Origin of the sequence: Leucobacter iarius (genome assembly GCF_039530105.1) — a bacterium.
Lineage (GTDB): Bacteria > Actinomycetota > Actinomycetes > Actinomycetales > Microbacteriaceae > Leucobacter > Leucobacter iarius.
Genome location: NZ_BAAAOB010000001.1, coordinates 1,558,059 through 1,573,627 on the forward strand (window position 1 = coordinate 1,558,059; position 15,569 = coordinate 1,573,627).

At 69.6% G+C, this 15,569-nt stretch carries 10 protein-coding genes; 2 read left to right on the plus strand and 8 right to left on the minus strand.

The annotated features are described in order from the left end of the window. Positions 1 to 20: 20 nt before the first annotated feature. The 8 genes from ABD169_RS06920 to ABD169_RS06955 form a co-directional block, all read right to left on the minus strand. The gene (locus ABD169_RS06920; protein ID WP_344030896.1) at positions 21 to 1,118 is read right to left on the minus strand and encodes an ABC transporter ATP-binding protein; all 1,098 of its coding nucleotides are present in this window, start codon (positions 1,116 to 1,118) and stop codon (positions 21 to 23) included. A gap of 29 nt (positions 1,119 to 1,147) precedes the next feature. Next, positions 1,148 to 2,209, minus strand: coding sequence for an ABC transporter substrate-binding protein (locus ABD169_RS06925; protein WP_344030898.1), 1,062 nt, complete (start codon positions 2,207 to 2,209; stop codon positions 1,148 to 1,150). A 49-nt stretch (positions 2,210 to 2,258) separates the two neighbouring features. Beyond that, on the minus strand, positions 2,259 to 3,044 hold the full coding sequence (locus ABD169_RS06930) for an ABC transporter permease (protein ID WP_344030900.1): 786 nt from the start codon (positions 3,042 to 3,044) through the stop codon (positions 2,259 to 2,261). Positions 3,045 to 3,046: 2 nt separating this feature from the next. Further along, positions 3,047 to 3,934 (minus strand): ABC transporter permease, encoded by an 888-nt coding sequence (locus ABD169_RS06935; RefSeq protein WP_344030902.1) that lies wholly within the window; start codon positions 3,932 to 3,934, stop codon positions 3,047 to 3,049. Positions 3,935 to 4,186: 252 nt separating this feature from the next. Then, positions 4,187 to 5,809 carry a DEAD/DEAH box helicase gene (locus ABD169_RS06940; protein ID WP_344030904.1) on the minus strand — a complete coding sequence of 541 codons (1,623 nt, stop codon included), beginning with the start codon at positions 5,807 to 5,809 and terminating at the stop codon, positions 4,187 to 4,189. Between the two features lie 268 nt (positions 5,810 to 6,077). Then, complete coding sequence (locus tag ABD169_RS06945; RefSeq protein WP_344030906.1) at positions 6,078 to 7,463, minus strand: toxic anion resistance protein; 1,386 nt, start codon at positions 7,461 to 7,463, stop codon at positions 6,078 to 6,080. 9 nt (positions 7,464 to 7,472) lie between these two features. Beyond that, a complete protein-coding gene (locus ABD169_RS06950; RefSeq protein ID WP_344030908.1) occupies positions 7,473 to 8,462 on the minus strand; it encodes a hypothetical protein in 990 nt (329 codons plus the stop codon). 9 nt (positions 8,463 to 8,471) lie between these two features. Next, a complete protein-coding gene (locus ABD169_RS06955) occupies positions 8,472 to 10,295 on the minus strand; it encodes a substrate-binding and VWA domain-containing protein (protein ID WP_344030910.1) in 1,824 nt (607 codons plus the stop codon). 185 nt (positions 10,296 to 10,480) lie between these two features. Here ABD169_RS06955 and ABD169_RS06960 point away from each other — a divergent pair, with 185 nt between their 5' ends. Together ABD169_RS06960 and ABD169_RS06965 are read left to right on the plus strand one after the other, a co-directional pair. Next, positions 10,481 to 11,770: an ATP-binding protein gene (locus tag ABD169_RS06960; RefSeq protein ID WP_344030912.1), complete on the plus strand. Its 1,290-nt coding sequence runs from the start codon at positions 10,481 to 10,483 to the stop codon at positions 11,768 to 11,770. Between the two features lie 90 nt (positions 11,771 to 11,860). Further along, positions 11,861 to 15,550 carry a TM0106 family RecB-like putative nuclease gene (locus ABD169_RS06965; RefSeq protein ID WP_344030913.1) on the plus strand — a complete coding sequence of 1,230 codons (3,690 nt, stop codon included), beginning with the start codon at positions 11,861 to 11,863 and terminating at the stop codon, positions 15,548 to 15,550. Positions 15,551 to 15,569 lie beyond the last annotated feature (19 nt).

Genomic DNA, 15,569 nt, shown 5'->3' on the forward strand with positions numbered 1-15,569 from the left:
ATGGGGGAGAAGCGCTGGGCTCAGCGGGTCACGATGCGGGCATCCTGGGGCCGCCAGGACAGCCTGAGCGATTCCCCGGCCGTGAGACCGGGGAGATCCCGCTCCTTGACCAGGCTCGAGATGGATGCCTTGATGACCTGGGTACCCACGCGCAGGTGCGCATGCCACTCCTCGCCGAGGAAGGTGAGCGTCTCGACGACGCCCATGAGCCCGTCGCCGTCGCGGCGCACCTCTATCCGTTCGGGACGCACCAGCATCGTGCCGGCGGCTTCGCGCTCGATCTGCTCGGCGCGGATGCCTCGCGCGGCGCCCACGCCGTCGACCTGCACGACGACGGCTTCACCGGCCGGGCCGGCGGTCACCGAGACGTCGAGCAGATTGCAGCTGCCGATGAACCCGGCGACGAAACGGGTGTCCGGCCGGTTGTAGATGTCCTCCGGAGGGGCTACCTGCTGCACGACTCCGTCGCTCATCACCGCGATCCGGTCGGACATGGTGAGCGCCTCCTCCTGGTCGTGGGTCACGTAGATGAACGTGATCCCGACCTCGCGCTGCATCCGCTTCAGCTCGATCTGCATCTCCTTGCGGAGCTGCTGGTCGAGGGCGCCGAGCGGTTCGTCGAGGAGCACCACCCGGGGACCGGAGACCACCGCTCGGGCGAGGGCGACGCGCTGCCGCTGCCCTCCCGAGAGCTGATCGGGCTTCCGGTCCCCGAGGTGTCCGAGCCGGACCAGCTCGAGCGCCTCCTGTGCGCGCCGGTTCGCCTCGGCCTTGGCGACGCGGCGCACGCGGAGTTCGAACGCGACGTTCTCGAAGACGGTGAGATGGGGGAACAGCGCGTAGCTCTGGAAGAGCATGTTGAGGTCCCGGTTCCGCGTCGGCACGTTCGTGACGTCCGCGCCGCCGAGGTGCACTCGCCCGCTGCTCGGCGTCTCGAACCCCGTGATCATGCGCATCAGCGTGGTCTTCCCGCACCCCGATGGGCCGAGGATAGAGAAGAACTCGTTCTCCCGGATTTCGAGGTCGAGCGGATGGACGGCGAGGTGCTCGCCGAATCGCTTGGAGATGCCGTGGATCTCGACGGCCGGTGCCGCGGTGTTCGTGGTCTGCGTGTTCATGATCCCAATCGCTGTTCGAGGAGAGTCGGTCAGGACGCCTTGACCCGGGTCCAGCCGTCCTGGTAGAACTTCATCGACTTGCCCGGGTCGGTGATGAAGTCGGCCTTCGCGATCTGCTCGTCGGATGCGTAGACCGCTGCGTTACTGAGCAGGCCCTTGTCGGTGACGTGCTCCTGTGCGGCGCTGTTCGCGCTCGCGAGACCGCCGTCGTTGGTCGCCATCGCGGCGACGTCGGGACGCAACAGGAAGTTGATGAACGCATAGGCTGCGTCCTGGTGCGGGGCGCCCTTCGCGATGGCCAGGCCGTCGACCCAGAGGCTGCCGCCCTCTTCGGGGAGCACGTAGTGGACGTCGGAGTTCTTCTCGACGATCTTCGCCGTGCTGGTGCCGCCCCAGGCCTCGGAGATGCAGACGTCGCCGTTCGCGACGAGCTCGCCGTAGTTCGTGGAGTTGTACCCCGAGAGCAGCGGCTTCTGGGCGATGAGCGATTCGGTGGCCTTGGCGATCTCGCTCTCCTTGGTGCTGTTCGCCGGATAGCCGTTCACCTGCAGGCCGGCGATGTACGCAGCGAGCATGTTGTCGAGCATGTTGACCTTGCCCTTCCACTTCGGATCGAAGAGCGACTTCCAGCTGGTGATCTCCTCACCGCCGGTGCACTTCGAGTTGTAGAGCAGTCCGGTGGTGCCCCACACCCACGGGACGGAGTGCTTGAGCCCCTCGTCGTAGCTCGGGTTGCGGAACTTCTCGGCGATCTTGTCGAGGCCTTCGATCTTCGACTTGTCGAGCGGCTCGATGAGATCCTGGCCGACGAGCTGCTGGACCGCGTACTGGCTCGGCTCGATGACGTCGTAGCCGGAGCTCCCGGCAGCGAGCTTGGAGATCATGGTCTCGTTGCTGTCGAAGCTGTCGACGTTGACCTTGATTCCGGTCTCTTTGGTGAACCGGTCGATGACCGGCTGCGGGATCTCATCGGCCCAGGCGTAGAGGTTGAGTTCCTTCGAACCGCTCCCGCCGGAATCCGAGGTGCCGGAGCAGGAGGTGAGCGCCAGTGCGGCGACGATGCCGACGGAGGCGATGGCGAACTTCTTCATGAAGCGTCCTTTCGTGGGGTGCGGGAGCCGGCGCGGTCGCGCCGACCGACTAGTTGGAGCGAGAGTCGACGAGGATCCTGCGCATCTGAGTGACTCCGACGAGGAGCACGATCACGAGCGTGAGCAGGATCAGGAGCGCACCGAGTGCGTTGATGCTGGGAGTCAGTCCCGTCTTCAGGCTCGAGTAGATCTTCAGCGGGAGCGTCGTCGATCCGACTCCGCTGAGGAAGGTCGACATGACGATGTTGCTGAAGGATGTGGTGAAGCTGAGCAGCCAGGCGGCGACGACCGCGGGCCTGAGGAGCGGGAAGTAGACCCGCGTGAAGGTCTGCCACGGTGTGCAGCCGAGGTCGGTCGCGGCCTCGGGCAGGCTCGGATCGAGCATCGCCGCCGAGCTCATCAGGACGAGCGTGGCGAGCGGGAGGGACACGACCAGATGGCCCAGCACCAGCGTCGCGATACCGAGCGGCACCTTCGCGCTGCTGAACACGCTCAGGAGTGCGACTCCGAGCACGATCTCCGGCACGATCAGCGGCAGTGCGATGAGCGCCAGCAACGCGCCCTTGCCTCGGCCGCGGTAGCGGGCCATCCCGAGCGCGAACATGATGCCGATGGCCGAAGCGACGGTCGCGGTGATGACCGCGACGATCGCGCTGGTGCGCAGCGTCTGCATGAGGGCGCCGTCCTGGAACAGGTCGACGTACCACTGCAGGGTGAGACCGTCGAAGCGCGTGTTCGTTCCCGCAGCGTTGAAGGAGTAGATGATCACCGCCGCGATCGGCAGGTAGAGGAAGATGAATACGGCCCGGGCGATGCCGTTCACGATGCGGTCCACGGTCAGGCCTCCGGCTTCTTCGGGGAAGGACGGCGCAGCAGCAGTCCGATGAGCGCCATCGAGAGCAGCATCAGTACGAGTAGAACCATCGAGACGGCGGCCCCCATCGGCTGATTGCGGAACTCGGTGTAGAGCGTGACGATCAGGTTGCCGACCAGCGGATCCTTGCCGCCGCCGAGCAGCACGGGGATCACGAACACGCCCATGGTCGGGATGAAGGTGAGCAGCGCGGCACCGAGGATGCCCGGCCGGCTGAGGGGGAGGATCACACGGCGGTGGACGCCCCACCAGCCGCAGCCCAGGTCGGTGGCCGCTTCCTTGAGCGATCCATCGATCGATCGCATCGATGCGTAGATCGGGAAGATCGCGGTGGGGAGGAACGAGTAGAGCAGACCGAGGACCACCGCGACGTTGCTCGGGATCAGCGAGAAGCCGCTGAGTCCGAAGATGCCGAGCACGCCGGCGACCGGTCCTCCCGATCCGAGGATCGTGATCCACGCGAAGGTGCGGACGAGGAAGTCGGTCCAGAACGGAATGATGACGAGGAGCAGGAGCAGGCCCTGGCGGTTCGCGGGCCTCGACACGATGTAGTAGGAGGTCAAATAGGCCACGACGAGGCAGACGACGGTGTTCAGCACGCCGAGTCCGAGCGAGTAGAGCAGCGTCTTCGAGTAGACGGGATCGAGGAGCTTGGCGTAGTTGTCGAGGGTGAGGCCTCCGGTGACGCCGCCGTAGTCGTCGGCGACGGCGAAGCTGTTGCGCGCCACGATGAAGAGCGGCAGCACACCCAGCAGCACAACCGAGGCGATGCCGGGAACGAGGAGCAGGAGGGCGCCGCGCTTCGGCTTCTCCCTGCGCCCCAGGTGGATCATCCGGGTCGTCGATGTCACGTTGCTCCTTCGCAATCGCGGTCGGTGGGGGACCTCTCCATCTTGGAGGGCACGAGGGGGCGCCCGCTTCAGATCGGATCGCGGAATCCGTGGTTCTCGGCGTCGATACCCACGGAGTTCGCGTTCCGGGGTTGGGAACGACGAAGCCGGCGGCGTCCATCGGACGCCGCCGGCTTCGAATGTCGAGGTGGAGGCGCTTCGCGCCATTCCCTCGGATGGCCGACCGTTCGAACGGTCGGCCGGGGTGGGCCGTTACAGCCCGCTGGGCCGCTGGGCCCGGCGCGAGCCCTGCTGACGCTGGCGCGGTGCGGGGGCCTGACCGCCGCCCGTGCTGGTCGAGTAGACCGACGTGGAGCCGCCCTGGCGCGATGCGCCCGAGCCGCCACCGTTCGACGATCCCGATCCGCCGCGGCCGCGGCCGCCGTTTCCGCCGTTGCCGCCGCGACGGCCGCGCGATCCCGCGCCGCCCTCGCTCGAACCCGAACGCCCGTTCGCGGCACCGGCGGTGCCGGCCCCGCCCTCGGCGCCGGCGCCGCGTCCGCGGCCGCCGCGCGAGCGCTTGCGCTTCGCGTTGGCGCCCTGGGACTTGCCCTCGCCCGACGGGGCATGACCGGCGGCGCGCTGCTGCTCCGCCTGCGCGGCGGCCCGGCGACGCTCGGTCTCCTTCGGATCGATGCGCGGGGCGACCTCGCCGATGAGCGACAGCACCTCGGGATCGATGTTCGATGCCATCGGGTTCACCGGCTTCGGGGTCACCCGGATCTTGGCCGCGCGCATGATCTGGCGCATCTCACCCCGCTGCTCGGGCAGCACGAGGGTGACGACGTCGCCCTCGTTGCCGGCGCGCGCGGTGCGGCCGGAACGGTGCAGGTACGCCTTGTGCTCGACGGGCGGATCGACGTGGACGACGAGCTCCACACCGTCGACGTGCACGCCGCGCGCCGCGACGTCGGTCGCGACGAGGACTTTGGCCGCGCCGCTCACGAACTCGGCGAGGTTGCGGTCCCGGGCGTTCTGCGACAGGTTGCCCTGCAGCTCGACGGCGGGGATGCCGCGCGCGGTGAGCTGCTTCGCGAGCTTCTTCGCCTGGTGCTTCATGCGCGTGAAGAAGATGCGTCGCGCGGTGCCCGAGGCGAGCGCCTCGATGAGGGCTTCCTTCTGATCCTTGCCGGCGACCTCGAACACGTGGTGCGTGAGCTGGGGCACGGGGGACTCCGCCGCGTCGACGGAGTGCAGGATCGGATCGTGCAGGTACTTCTTCACGATGTTGTCGACCCCGTTGTCGAGGGTCGCGCTGAAGAGCAGGCGCTGCCCCTGCTTGGGGGTCTTGTTGAGGATCCGCGTGACGACGGGCAGGAAGCCCATGTCGGCCATGTGGTCGGCCTCGTCGAGCACCGTGATCTCGACGCCGCCGAGATCGACGAGGCCCTGCTTCATGAGGTCGTCGAGGCGACCGGGGGCTGCGACGACGATGTCGACGCCGGCCTCCAGAGCGGCCTCCTGGCGTCGCTGGGGGATCCCGCCGAAGATCGTGGTGACCTTGACGCCGACGGGGTCGGCGAGCATCTTGACGGTCTCGGCGATCTGCGTGACGAGCTCGCGGGTGGGGGCGAGCACGATGGCGCGCGGGCGGCTCGGCTTGCGCTTCTTCGCGGCATCATCGGCGAGGTTCGCGACGAGCGGGATGCCGAACGCGATGGTCTTGCCCGAACCCGTGCGGCCGCGGCCGAGCACGTCGCGGCCCGCGAGCGTGTCGGGGAGCGTGTCGCGCTGGATGGGGAAGGGGGTGGTCTTGCCGTTCTTGTCGAGCGCGTGCGCGATGGGGGCGGGCACGCCGAGGTCGATGAACGAGGGAGTGGTCTGGTCGGTGGTCACGTGAGCGAGTGCTGCTTTCGTGTCGGTCCGGCGCGCGTCCGCAGGATCCGTGATCGGATCGAGTCGCTGGGCGTGGCCGAGTCGGCGAGTGCGCGGGTTCGCGCATCCGTTCGCCGCGGAAGAGTCGGTCGGCCCTGGCGCATTCGCGATGCGCGAGCTCTGAAATTCAGCGACGTGGGGCCCGCCGATGCTGGGATCGGCGCAACCTCTTCGCTCAGTCTACCCGACGTGCCCGAGAGCGGCCCGAGGGGCGCTCCCGGGCATCGGTTCAGCTCGTGAGCTTGCCCAGGAGGTCGGCACCCGGGTCGGTCGTGGACCCGGCGCCGGAACCGCGCGTGACCGATCCCGCCGCATCGCCCCGAGATCCGTTCGCCACCGCGCGCTGCGAAGCGACGACGGCGTCCTCGATGACGGACTCGCCGCGCTCGAGCGCCTGGATGTTGCGCGCGCGCAGGGCCCGGCCCGCGCGATCCGCTTCGACGATGGCGGCGCACTGCGCCTTCACCGAGTCGATCACGGCCCAGATGGTCTCCTCGGTGATGACGGGCATCTGGGAGGCGTTCGCGACCGCCTCGACCGACTTCGCGGTCTCGGCGAACGCGCCCTGGATGAGCTTGTTGGTGCCCTTCTGGATCGAGGCGCCCATCTCGGCGCCCTCGCGGGCGAACGCCGCCTGCTGCCAGAGGGCGAGCGACTGACGTGCGGAGGGGAGGCCCATGGTGCGGAACGTCGCGAGCCGGCGGCGCAGCGCGAAGGTCGTGACGACCAGGTTGCGGGTCGCGGGGGCGTGGGCGAAGCCGAGGAAGAACTGCGAGCGCCAGTCGGCCCAGGTCTTCTCGGTCTCCGAGAGCACGAGCGAGAGGTTGCTCTGGATCTCGCGCAGCTCGCTCACCGAGATGGCCTTGCCCTGGTAGGTCGTCGACTCGGTGCCGGCGGTCTCGGCCATCCGGAGCGCGGTATCGGCCTCGTCGAACTCGGTGCGGAGCACCTCGATGACCTGCTCGAGCGCGGCGAGCACCGCGACCACGTCGTCCATGTGCTCGAGGGTCTGCGCGTGGAGCAGCTGGCCGCGGGCGATGTTGTCGGCGAGCGCGTTCTCCATCTCCTGCAGCTTGACCTCGGCGAGGTCGATCTTGTCGGAGATCGGCTTCGACTCGCGGATCATGGTGCTGAGGGTGTACTTGCCCTTCTTGAACCAGCCGACGATCGCGTTCGCCGCGTCCTCGAGCTTCTGCGAGCGCCACTTCTTCTCGAAGCCGTCCATGGTGCGGAGCATGTCGTTGACGATGGCATCGGCCTCGGGCACGCGGATGTTGCGCTGGGCGTCGAGCAGCTGCACGGAGGCGCTGTTCAGCTTCTGCATTACCGGCCCGCCGAAGGTGACGATCTGGTTCACGTCGGCGACGAACTTCTGCGCGAGCGCCGGTGCGCCGCGCTGCAGGTCGGCGAGCTGCTGCTCGGTGAGCAGGCTGCGGAACTTGAACACCGCGTCGGCGGGCGTCTTCGCCGCGGACTCGATGTCGCTCGCGGGCGCTTCGGCGACGGCGGCCTCGAGGGCGGATCCGGGTACCTCGGCGGCGCGGGTGTCAGCGGGCTCGAGCAGCTGCGCGAAGTCGACGGAGATGGTGGGTTCGGTGCCGGTGGAATCGGTCATGTCGGGTCCTTAGCTCTGCGGGTTGCTCGGATCGCGATCGCTGTACACGTCGGACAGCTTCGCATCGTTGACGGCCTTGATGAGGGAGTCGAGGGCGACCTTGAATTCGAGGTCGCGCGACTCGTTGACCTGCCGGATGTTCTCGACGGCCTGCTGGTCGACGGAATCGACGGCGCGCTGCACCTCGCCCAGCCGGTCCTGCGGGTTGCTCCAGTACTGCGGGTTGCGCTGCACGTCGCCGTAGTAGTCGTCGGCGAGCGCCTTCGAGAGCTTGGAGAGGGTGTCTCGGTACTGGACGAGCAGCAGCCGGAGCTGCTGGTCCGTTCCTCGGCTGCGCACCCGGACGAACAGCTCGGAAAGGTGCTCGGACAGCCCGTTCAGACGGGGACCGAGCTCGGGATATGCCCCCGCCAGACGGCGGATCTCGTCGATCGCATCGCGGACGAACTCGCCGTTCTCGCCGTGCAGGGCGGCTTCGAGCTGCTTCTCGAGCTTGCGCGAGGCTCCGACCGCGCGCTTCGCGTTGCGGGAGCGGCGGATCAGCAGCGTCGTGACCGCCGCGCCGACCGCCACCAGGATCAGGACGCCGGCGCCCACAATCCAGGGGGCTCCGCCATCGCCCTGGCCGCCGGAGGGCGCGGGGCCCGCGGAGACGAGCGTGCTCGCGATGTTGGCGACGGCCTCGCCGCCGTCGGGCAGATTCTGCGAGTTCAGCTCGGTCGCGATCTTGTTCGCGTCCCCGTTCGAGGCGACCCCGAAACGGTCCTTCGCGCGGTCCTCGATGACGACGACCGTCTGGGCGCCGGTCGCGGCCTTGAACTCGTTCGCGACGGTCCCGGAGGAGACGCTCTGGGCCTGATCCGGGGCGGGGATCACCAGGACCCGCGCGCCGCTCGGCAGCACCGAGGCCAGCGAATCCGGGTCCGATATTGACGCGCCGTCGACCAGGCAGACGGGCCGGTCGCCGCAGACCTGGATGATCTGTTCGATTGTGCTCACCGTGACCGCCTAGAAGTTGTTCATCACCGACTGGAAGGTCTCGGTGATCTTCGTCGGGTCGCTCGCGTCGAACACCTGCCCGCCGGAGGCCTTCGCGAGCCGCTCGAGCGAGGATTTGTCGGCCGCGTTCGAGTAGGCGATGGCGAAGATCCGCACCGGCTTGCGGTTGCCGCCCTCCTTCTGATCCGCGTTGATGCGCTGGATCAGGGAGTTCAGCGTGGTGCTCGAATCGGTGTCCTCGCCGTCGGAGAGCACGACGATCGCGTTGATCCGGCCCTCCTCCGCGTGCTGCTTCATGTAGTCGTAGGCCGACGACAGGGCGTCGTACAGGGGAGTGCCCGCGCGCTGGCTCTGCGCGAGTTCGTCGATCTCCTTCTTCAGGCCTTCCTTGTCGCCGCCGAGCGGGCCGAACGGGCGCACGACGGCGACGCCGGGCACATTCTTCCCGTCGAACTTGGACTCGAGGCCCGTGGTGAACGCCCAGACGCCGATCTCGTCGGTGGGGCGCACCTGGCCGAGCGTCGTGGTCGAGCCGGCGAGCGCGCCGTCGAGGCGGGTCTTGCCCCCGCCGATGCTCTCGTCCATCGAGCCCGAGATATCGATCAGCTGCAGGATCGCCGACGGCTTGCGGATCGCGGTCCACTGGTCGAGCGCGGCCGAGACAACCTCGGGTGCGGGCTGGGGGAGCGTGATCGCCGGGCGCTTCGGATCGATGCCGACCTTGTCGTTCAGGTACTGGCTGACGTCGACCGAATCGTCGAGCGGGCGGAAGCCGTACTTCGGCAGCAGCTTCTGCGCCTCGGGCGTGTGCAGGAACTTCACGAACGCCTGCGAGGCGCTCTTCTGCTCGGGCGTCACCCAGGCGGCGTTCAGCACGACCGCCGGATTGTCGCTCCACATCGATCCCTCGGCGGGGTACACCGCGACGAGCTTCTCGGACGGCGGCGTGAGGGTCTCGCCGGGCTGGACGGTGTGCGAGTCGGGGTTGCCGATGTTGTAGTTGTAGAGCGAGGTCTCCTCCAGCGCGATCGCGCTGACGTAGGAAGAACCCTTGCCCGAAGTCTTGTCGGCGAGGTTCTGCAGCACCTTGCCCGTGGTGTCGCCGTAGTGGATCGCGCCCGACTCGAAGGCCTTGTTGAACGCTTCGGCCTTCTGCACATCGGCCGTGGTCAGATCCTTCGCCTTGCCGGCGGCCGCATAGCTCTGCATCAGGAGCATCGAGAGACCGGTGGTCGAGGTGTTGGGGTTGGTCTTCGCGATCTTGAAGGAGCCCCAGATCGACTTGCCGAGGGCGCCCCAGCCCTCGGGGTTCTCGATGAGCCCCTTGATCTGGGCGATGCTGACGGGCTTGGCCGGGTAGTCGAGCGCTCGCGCCATCGACTCGGGGACCCCGAACACGACGGGGGTCTTCGCGAAGCTCTCGGCGCCGGCCACGACCTGCTCGCCCGAGATGGAGGCGACCCGGTCGGTCCAGACGGTCGAAGCGGGGGACCAGACGCTCGGCGCGGTGTCGGCGCCGAGCTTCCACTCCTTCGTCGAGTCCGAGAGGTACTGCGCGGCCTTGCCGGATGCCACGTTGACGGGGCGCACGGTAGCGCACGTCTTGAGTCCCTGGTGCTCGGACGATTTCTTGAACTGCTCGCCGAGGGCCTCCATGAGGTTGACCTTCTCGGACGAGGTCGCGACCACGACGGCGGTGCAGCCGTCGTCGGAGGCGCCGCCCGCGGTGTTCGATCCGGACCCGGACGCACTGCAGCCCGCGAGGGCGAGCGTCAGCGCGGCGCCGAGCGCCAGGGCCGTCGTGAACCGGCGTCTGTGGAGAGTGTCGAGCATCGTCGTTGGCACCTTCGGGCTTCGCGTCCTGGGGTCGGGCGTGACCTGAACTGCTTCCAGTCTTGCACGTCGGGGCGCCGGTCCGCGCGATGCGTTCCACCGTTCGCGCTGAGCGTTCCGCCCCGCGATCGCGCGGATGTGCGACACGTCGCGTCACAGGAGGGGTCGGTCTGAGAAGATGAAGCATGACACGCATCCGCATTCGCGAATTCCACGACGACGACCTCGACGGGGTCGTGCGCCTCTGGTGGGAGGTGCGCTCGACGGTCGACCAGCCGGTGTACTCGCTCGCGGAGGTCACGGCGTCCTGCCGCGAGGACCACGCGGTGGTCGCGGTGCGGGGCGACCGGATCGTGGCGGCCGCCGTGGGGCGGGCCGCCCACGCCCAGGGGTGGGTCGTCTTCTTCGGAATCTCCGAGGACGCCCGATCCGAGAACGTGTCTGGAGCGCTGCTCGACGCGCTCGAGCGCAAGATGGCGCCGCTCGGCCTGTCCACGCTCTCGGTGCTCATGCCCGAGGGCGGACGACTGGGGCTGCTCACCTCGAACGGCTTCCAGCTGCGCTACGGGCTGCGCTACCTCGAGCGGCAGATGCCGGTGCAGCGCCGCGAGCTCGACCTGCTGAAGGACGTCGGCGGACGAGTGCTGCCGCGCCATCTCTGGGAGAACGTGGCGGGCATGCGGCACGAGAAGCAGCTGCTCGAGGAGCGCCTCGTGGCGCCCCTCGCCGAACCCGACCTCGCCGATCGGTACGGGGTCGTCCCGCCGCACGCGGTGATGCTGTTCGGGCCTCCGGGAACGGGCAAGACCACCTTCGCGAAGGCGGTCGCCTCCCGGCTCGACTGGCCCTTCGTCGAGGTCTTCCCGTCGCGTCTCGGCGATGCGGGCAGCGGGATGGCGGCGTCGCTGCGCAACGTCTTCGAGCGGATCGAGCAGTTGGAGCACGCGGTCGTGTTCATCGACGAGGTCGAGGAGATCGCGTCGCAGCGCCGAGGCGATCCGCCGTCGCCGACGCAGGGCGTCACGAACGAGCTGCTCAAGATCGTCGCCGATTTCCGGGATCGCGAGGGCCAGCTGCTCATCTGCGCGACCAACTTCGTGCGGGCGCTCGACGCCGCGTTCCTGCGCCACGGCCGATTCGACTACGTGCTGCCGATCGGGCTTCCCGACGCGGAGGCGCGCGAGGCGATCTGGCGCCGGTACGTGCCCGGCGAGATCTCGGAATCGATCGACTTCGGCGTCCTCGTCGCGGAGAGCGACGGCCTGACCCCCGCGGACATCGAGTACGCGGCCCGCCGCGCGTCGCAGGAGGCGCTGGCCCGGGTGCTGCGCGCCGAGGGCGCGGTGCTCGAAACCGACCGCACCCAGCTCGACACCGCCGACTACCGTGCGGCGCTCGAGGTCACCCGCGCGACCGTCTCCGAGGAGGAGCAGTCGGCGTTCTCGGAGGACATCGAGACCCTGGCCCGGCTCTGAGCGGGCGTCGACGCCGACGAATGTCGGCGGGCACCGATAGCGTCGGATGGACCTCGGCGAACGCCGGGAGGCGACGCGGAGGGAGAACGCATGTTCGTGCAGCGCGGTGCTGACGGGGGAACCCGCCTGGTCACGAGTGCGACCGACCTGACCGCGGCCAGCGCCTGCGAGTTCGCGTTCCTGCGGCGGGTCGACGCGAAGCTGGGACGCGCGGTCGAGGTGCCGCCGGACGACGATCCGATGCTCGCGCGGGCGGCCCGTCTCGGCGACCAGCACGAGGAACGGACCCTCGAGGCCTACCGCGGTGAACTCGGAACGGGGGCGGCGGGGGTCGTCGAGATCCCCCGACCCGAGAGCATGGGCGAGGCCCCGCTGCTCGACGTCGCCGAGCAGACGACCGCGGCGCTCGTGGCGCGCGCACCCTTGGTGTTCCAGGCGACCTTCTTCGACCCGGCCCAGCGCGCCGCCGATCCCGACGCCGGTGAGCCCGCCATCGGTTTCGTCGGCTTTGCCGACTTCCTGCGCCTCACCGTCGCGGACGGCTACGAGGTGCAGGATACGAAGCTCGCGCGGCGCCCGAAGGCGACCGCGCTCATGCAGCTGGCGGCCTACGCCGAGCAGCTCGAGCGAACCGGGATCCCCGTCGCTCCCGAGGCGACGCTGATCCTCGGCGACGGCGCGCATTCGAGGCATCGCCTCGCCGACATCGCTCCGGTGTTCCGGGCGCGGCGCGCTCGCATGCATCGGATCCTGCTCGACCGCTACGCGGCGGTCGGCGACGACGGCGCGCGCGAGTCGGCGGCTCCCGTCGCCTGGGGCGCCGAGGGCGTCGCGGCATGCGGCCGATGCGAGGTGTGCCTGCCCGAGGTCGAGCGCACCCGCGACCCTCTGCTCATCGCCGGGATCACCGCGGCCCAGCGCAACCGCCTGGTCGCGGCCGGCTTCGACCGGATCGAAGCGGTCGCCGAGCTCGACGGCACCGTGGAACCGCCCGCCGAAGGATTCCGGGCGGTCGGCGGAGTCGCCGAGTCCGAGCGGGTGCCCGGCATCGGCCTGCACGTGCTCGAACGGCTCGCGGCGCAGGCCCGCGTGCAGCTCGACGCCCGGGCGGGCGAGCTCCCGCCGTTCCGGGTCATCGATGCCGCCGCGCTCGCGGCGATCCCGCGGCCGAACTCCGGCGACCTGTTCTTCGACTTCGAGGGCGACCCGATGTACCGCGAACCCGGGGACGCGAGCGATGCCCGCTGGGGGATCGACTACCTCTTCGGCTCGGTCGACGAGCAGGAGCGGTTCCTGCCGCTCTGGGCCCACGACCTCGACGCCGAGAAGCGCACCCTGCTGCGGTTCCTCGAACTGGTGCGCCAGCGCCGGATCGACTTCCCTGGCATGCGGATCTACCACTACGCGGCGTACGAGCGCACCCACCTGCTGAGCATCGCGGCCCGCCACGGGGTGGGTGAAGCCGAGGTCGACGACCTGCTGCGCGAGCACGTGCTGGTGGATCTCTATCCGATCGTGCGCAAGGCGCTGCGCATCGGCACCCGCTCCTACTCGATCAAGAAGCTGGAACCGCTCTACATGGGCGATGAGCTGCGCGACGCCGACGGCGTGACGAGCGGCGCGCAGTCTGTCACCGAGTTCGCCGAAGCGAGTGAGCAGCTCCGCTCGACCGACCCCGCGGAGCGCGCGGAGGGCGAGCGCCGGCTCGCCGCGATCGCGGACTACAACCGCTACGACTGCGTATCCACACTGCGGCTGCGCGACTGGCTCCGTGGGATCGCGCAGGAGCACGGCGTCGAGCCGTTCCCCGAGGCGCTCCCGGCGGACGAGGATGAGCCCGAGCTCCGGCTGAGCCCGGTCGCCGAGGCGCTCGGGCGGCATGCCGAGCAGATCTCCGATCCCGCGATCGCCAAGACCGCGGCGCTCGCCTCGAGCGCGATCGACTACCACCAGCGCGAACAGAAATCGTTCTGGTGGGCGCACTACGCGCGACTCGTCGACCCCGTCGAGGACTGGGCGGACACCCGCGATGTGCTCGTCGTCGACGACCTGTTCAGCCGGGTCTCCGACGACTGGCACGTGCCGGACGAACCGCGGGCGCGCGCACTGCGGCGGCGGGTCCGGTTGCGCGGTGCGCTCGCGCCGGGCAGCTCGCTCCGGCCGGGTGGTCAGGCCTACCTGCTCTACGAGGCACCCGCGCCGTTCGCGACCCGCGGCGTCGAACCCGGTGCCCGCAGCGCCTCCCGGGTCACGGTGGTCGAACGCGACGGCGATGAGGTGCTCGTGGAGGAGCTGCTGCCGCGCGACGCGACGCCCTTCGACGTGCTTCCCGTTGCGCTCGTGCCCGGTCCGCCGCCGCACGCCGGTCAGCAGAAGGGCGCGATCGAAGCCTGGGGACGCGCGTTCGCGTCCGCGCTCGACCGCGGGGAGCTCCCGCGCGATCCGGTCGTCGACCTGATCCGGCGAACGGCGCCCGTGCTCGGCGCCGGCGCTCCGATCGTCGATCCGGCGAGCGAGCTCGCGCTCGTCGCCGGCGGCGACGACGAGGCCCGCACGATCGGAGCCGTCACGGCGACCCTGCGGGAACTCGACCGCTCCTACCTCGCGGTCCAGGGCCCACCGGGCACCGGAAAGACCTACCTGGCCGCACGCGTCATCCGTCGACTGGTCGAGGAGGACGGCTGGCGGATCGGCGTCGTCGCGCAGTCCCACCGGGTGGTCGAGCACGTCCTCGAGGGCGTCGTCGCCGCGGGCCTGGCCTCGGAACAGGTCGGCAAGGTCCCGCAGAGCGGTCGGGCCGACGACGCCGCGGAGCCGGCGTTCCGGGCGCTCGGACGCAACACCCATCGGCTGTTCCTCCGCGAGCACGAGGCGGCCGGCCTGGGTTGCGTGCTCGGCGGCACTGCCTGGGACTTCAGCAACCCGACCCGCGTCGCGCGCCACGAACTCGACCTGCTCGTGATCGACGAGGCCGGGCAGTTCTCGCTCGCCCCGACCATCGCGGCATCGGTCGGCGCCAAACGATTGCTCCTGCTCGGCGACCCGCAGCAGCTGCCGCAGGTGTCCCAGGGCACGCACCCCGAACCGGTCGACACCTCCGCCCTCGGCTGGCTGCTCGGCGATCACGAGACCATGCCCGAAGACCTGGGGTACTTCCTCGCCGAGACCCGGCGCATGCGCCCGGAACTCACCGAGGTGGTCTCCGAGCTCGCGTACGGAGGCCGGCTGCGCGCGCATCCGAGCACGGCCGCGGTGCGCGCGAGCGGGATCGGCGGGCCCGGTCTGGTCCGGCACGAGGTCGAGCACTCCGCGAACACCACGCACTCGGTCGAGGAGGCCGAGGTGGTCGCCGGCATCGTGCGCGACGCGCTCGAACACGGGCGCTGCGACACCGGAACGGGGGAGCGCGCGCTCACTCCCGACGACATCATCGTGGTCGCGGCATACAACGCTCAGGTGGAATGCGTCGCGGAACGTCTCGCTGCCATCGGGTGCGCCGAGGTACGCGTCGGCACCGTCGACCGCTTCCAGGGGCAGGAGGCCCTGCTCGCCGTCGTGACCCTCGCCGCGTCGAGCCCCGACGACGTCCCCCGAGGGCTCGAGTTCCTGCTGCTGCGCAACCGCCTCAACGTCGCCATCAGCCGCGCGAAATGGGCCACCCACCTGGTGAGCTCCAGCCGGCTCGGGGAAGGACTGCCGATGAGCGCCGAGGGCGTCGCAGCGCTGAGCGGGTACCTGCGGCTCGAGGAGCGCGGCTCGACCCCCGACGGTCGGCCATGACCCCGGAGGCCGGAGGCCG

Excerpts from the sequence above, each read along its gene's own strand:
- ABD169_RS06920 (WP_344030896.1), bottom strand. The coding sequence starts at position 1,118 with ATGAACACGCAGACCACGAACACCGCGGCACCGGCCGTCGAGATCCAC.
- ABD169_RS06925 (WP_344030898.1), bottom strand. The coding sequence starts at position 2,209 with ATGAAGAAGTTCGCCATCGCCTCCGTCGGCATCGTCGCCGCACTGGCG.
- ABD169_RS06945 (WP_344030906.1), bottom strand. The coding sequence starts at position 7,463 with ATGACCGATTCCACCGGCACCGAACCCACCATCTCCGTCGACTTCGCG.
- ABD169_RS06955 (WP_344030910.1), bottom strand. The coding sequence starts at position 10,295 with ATGCTCGACACTCTCCACAGACGCCGGTTCACGACGGCCCTGGCGCTC.
- ABD169_RS06960 (WP_344030912.1), top strand. The coding sequence starts at position 10,481 with ATGACACGCATCCGCATTCGCGAATTCCACGACGACGACCTCGACGGG.
- ABD169_RS06965 (WP_344030913.1), top strand. The coding sequence starts at position 11,861 with ATGTTCGTGCAGCGCGGTGCTGACGGGGGAACCCGCCTGGTCACGAGT.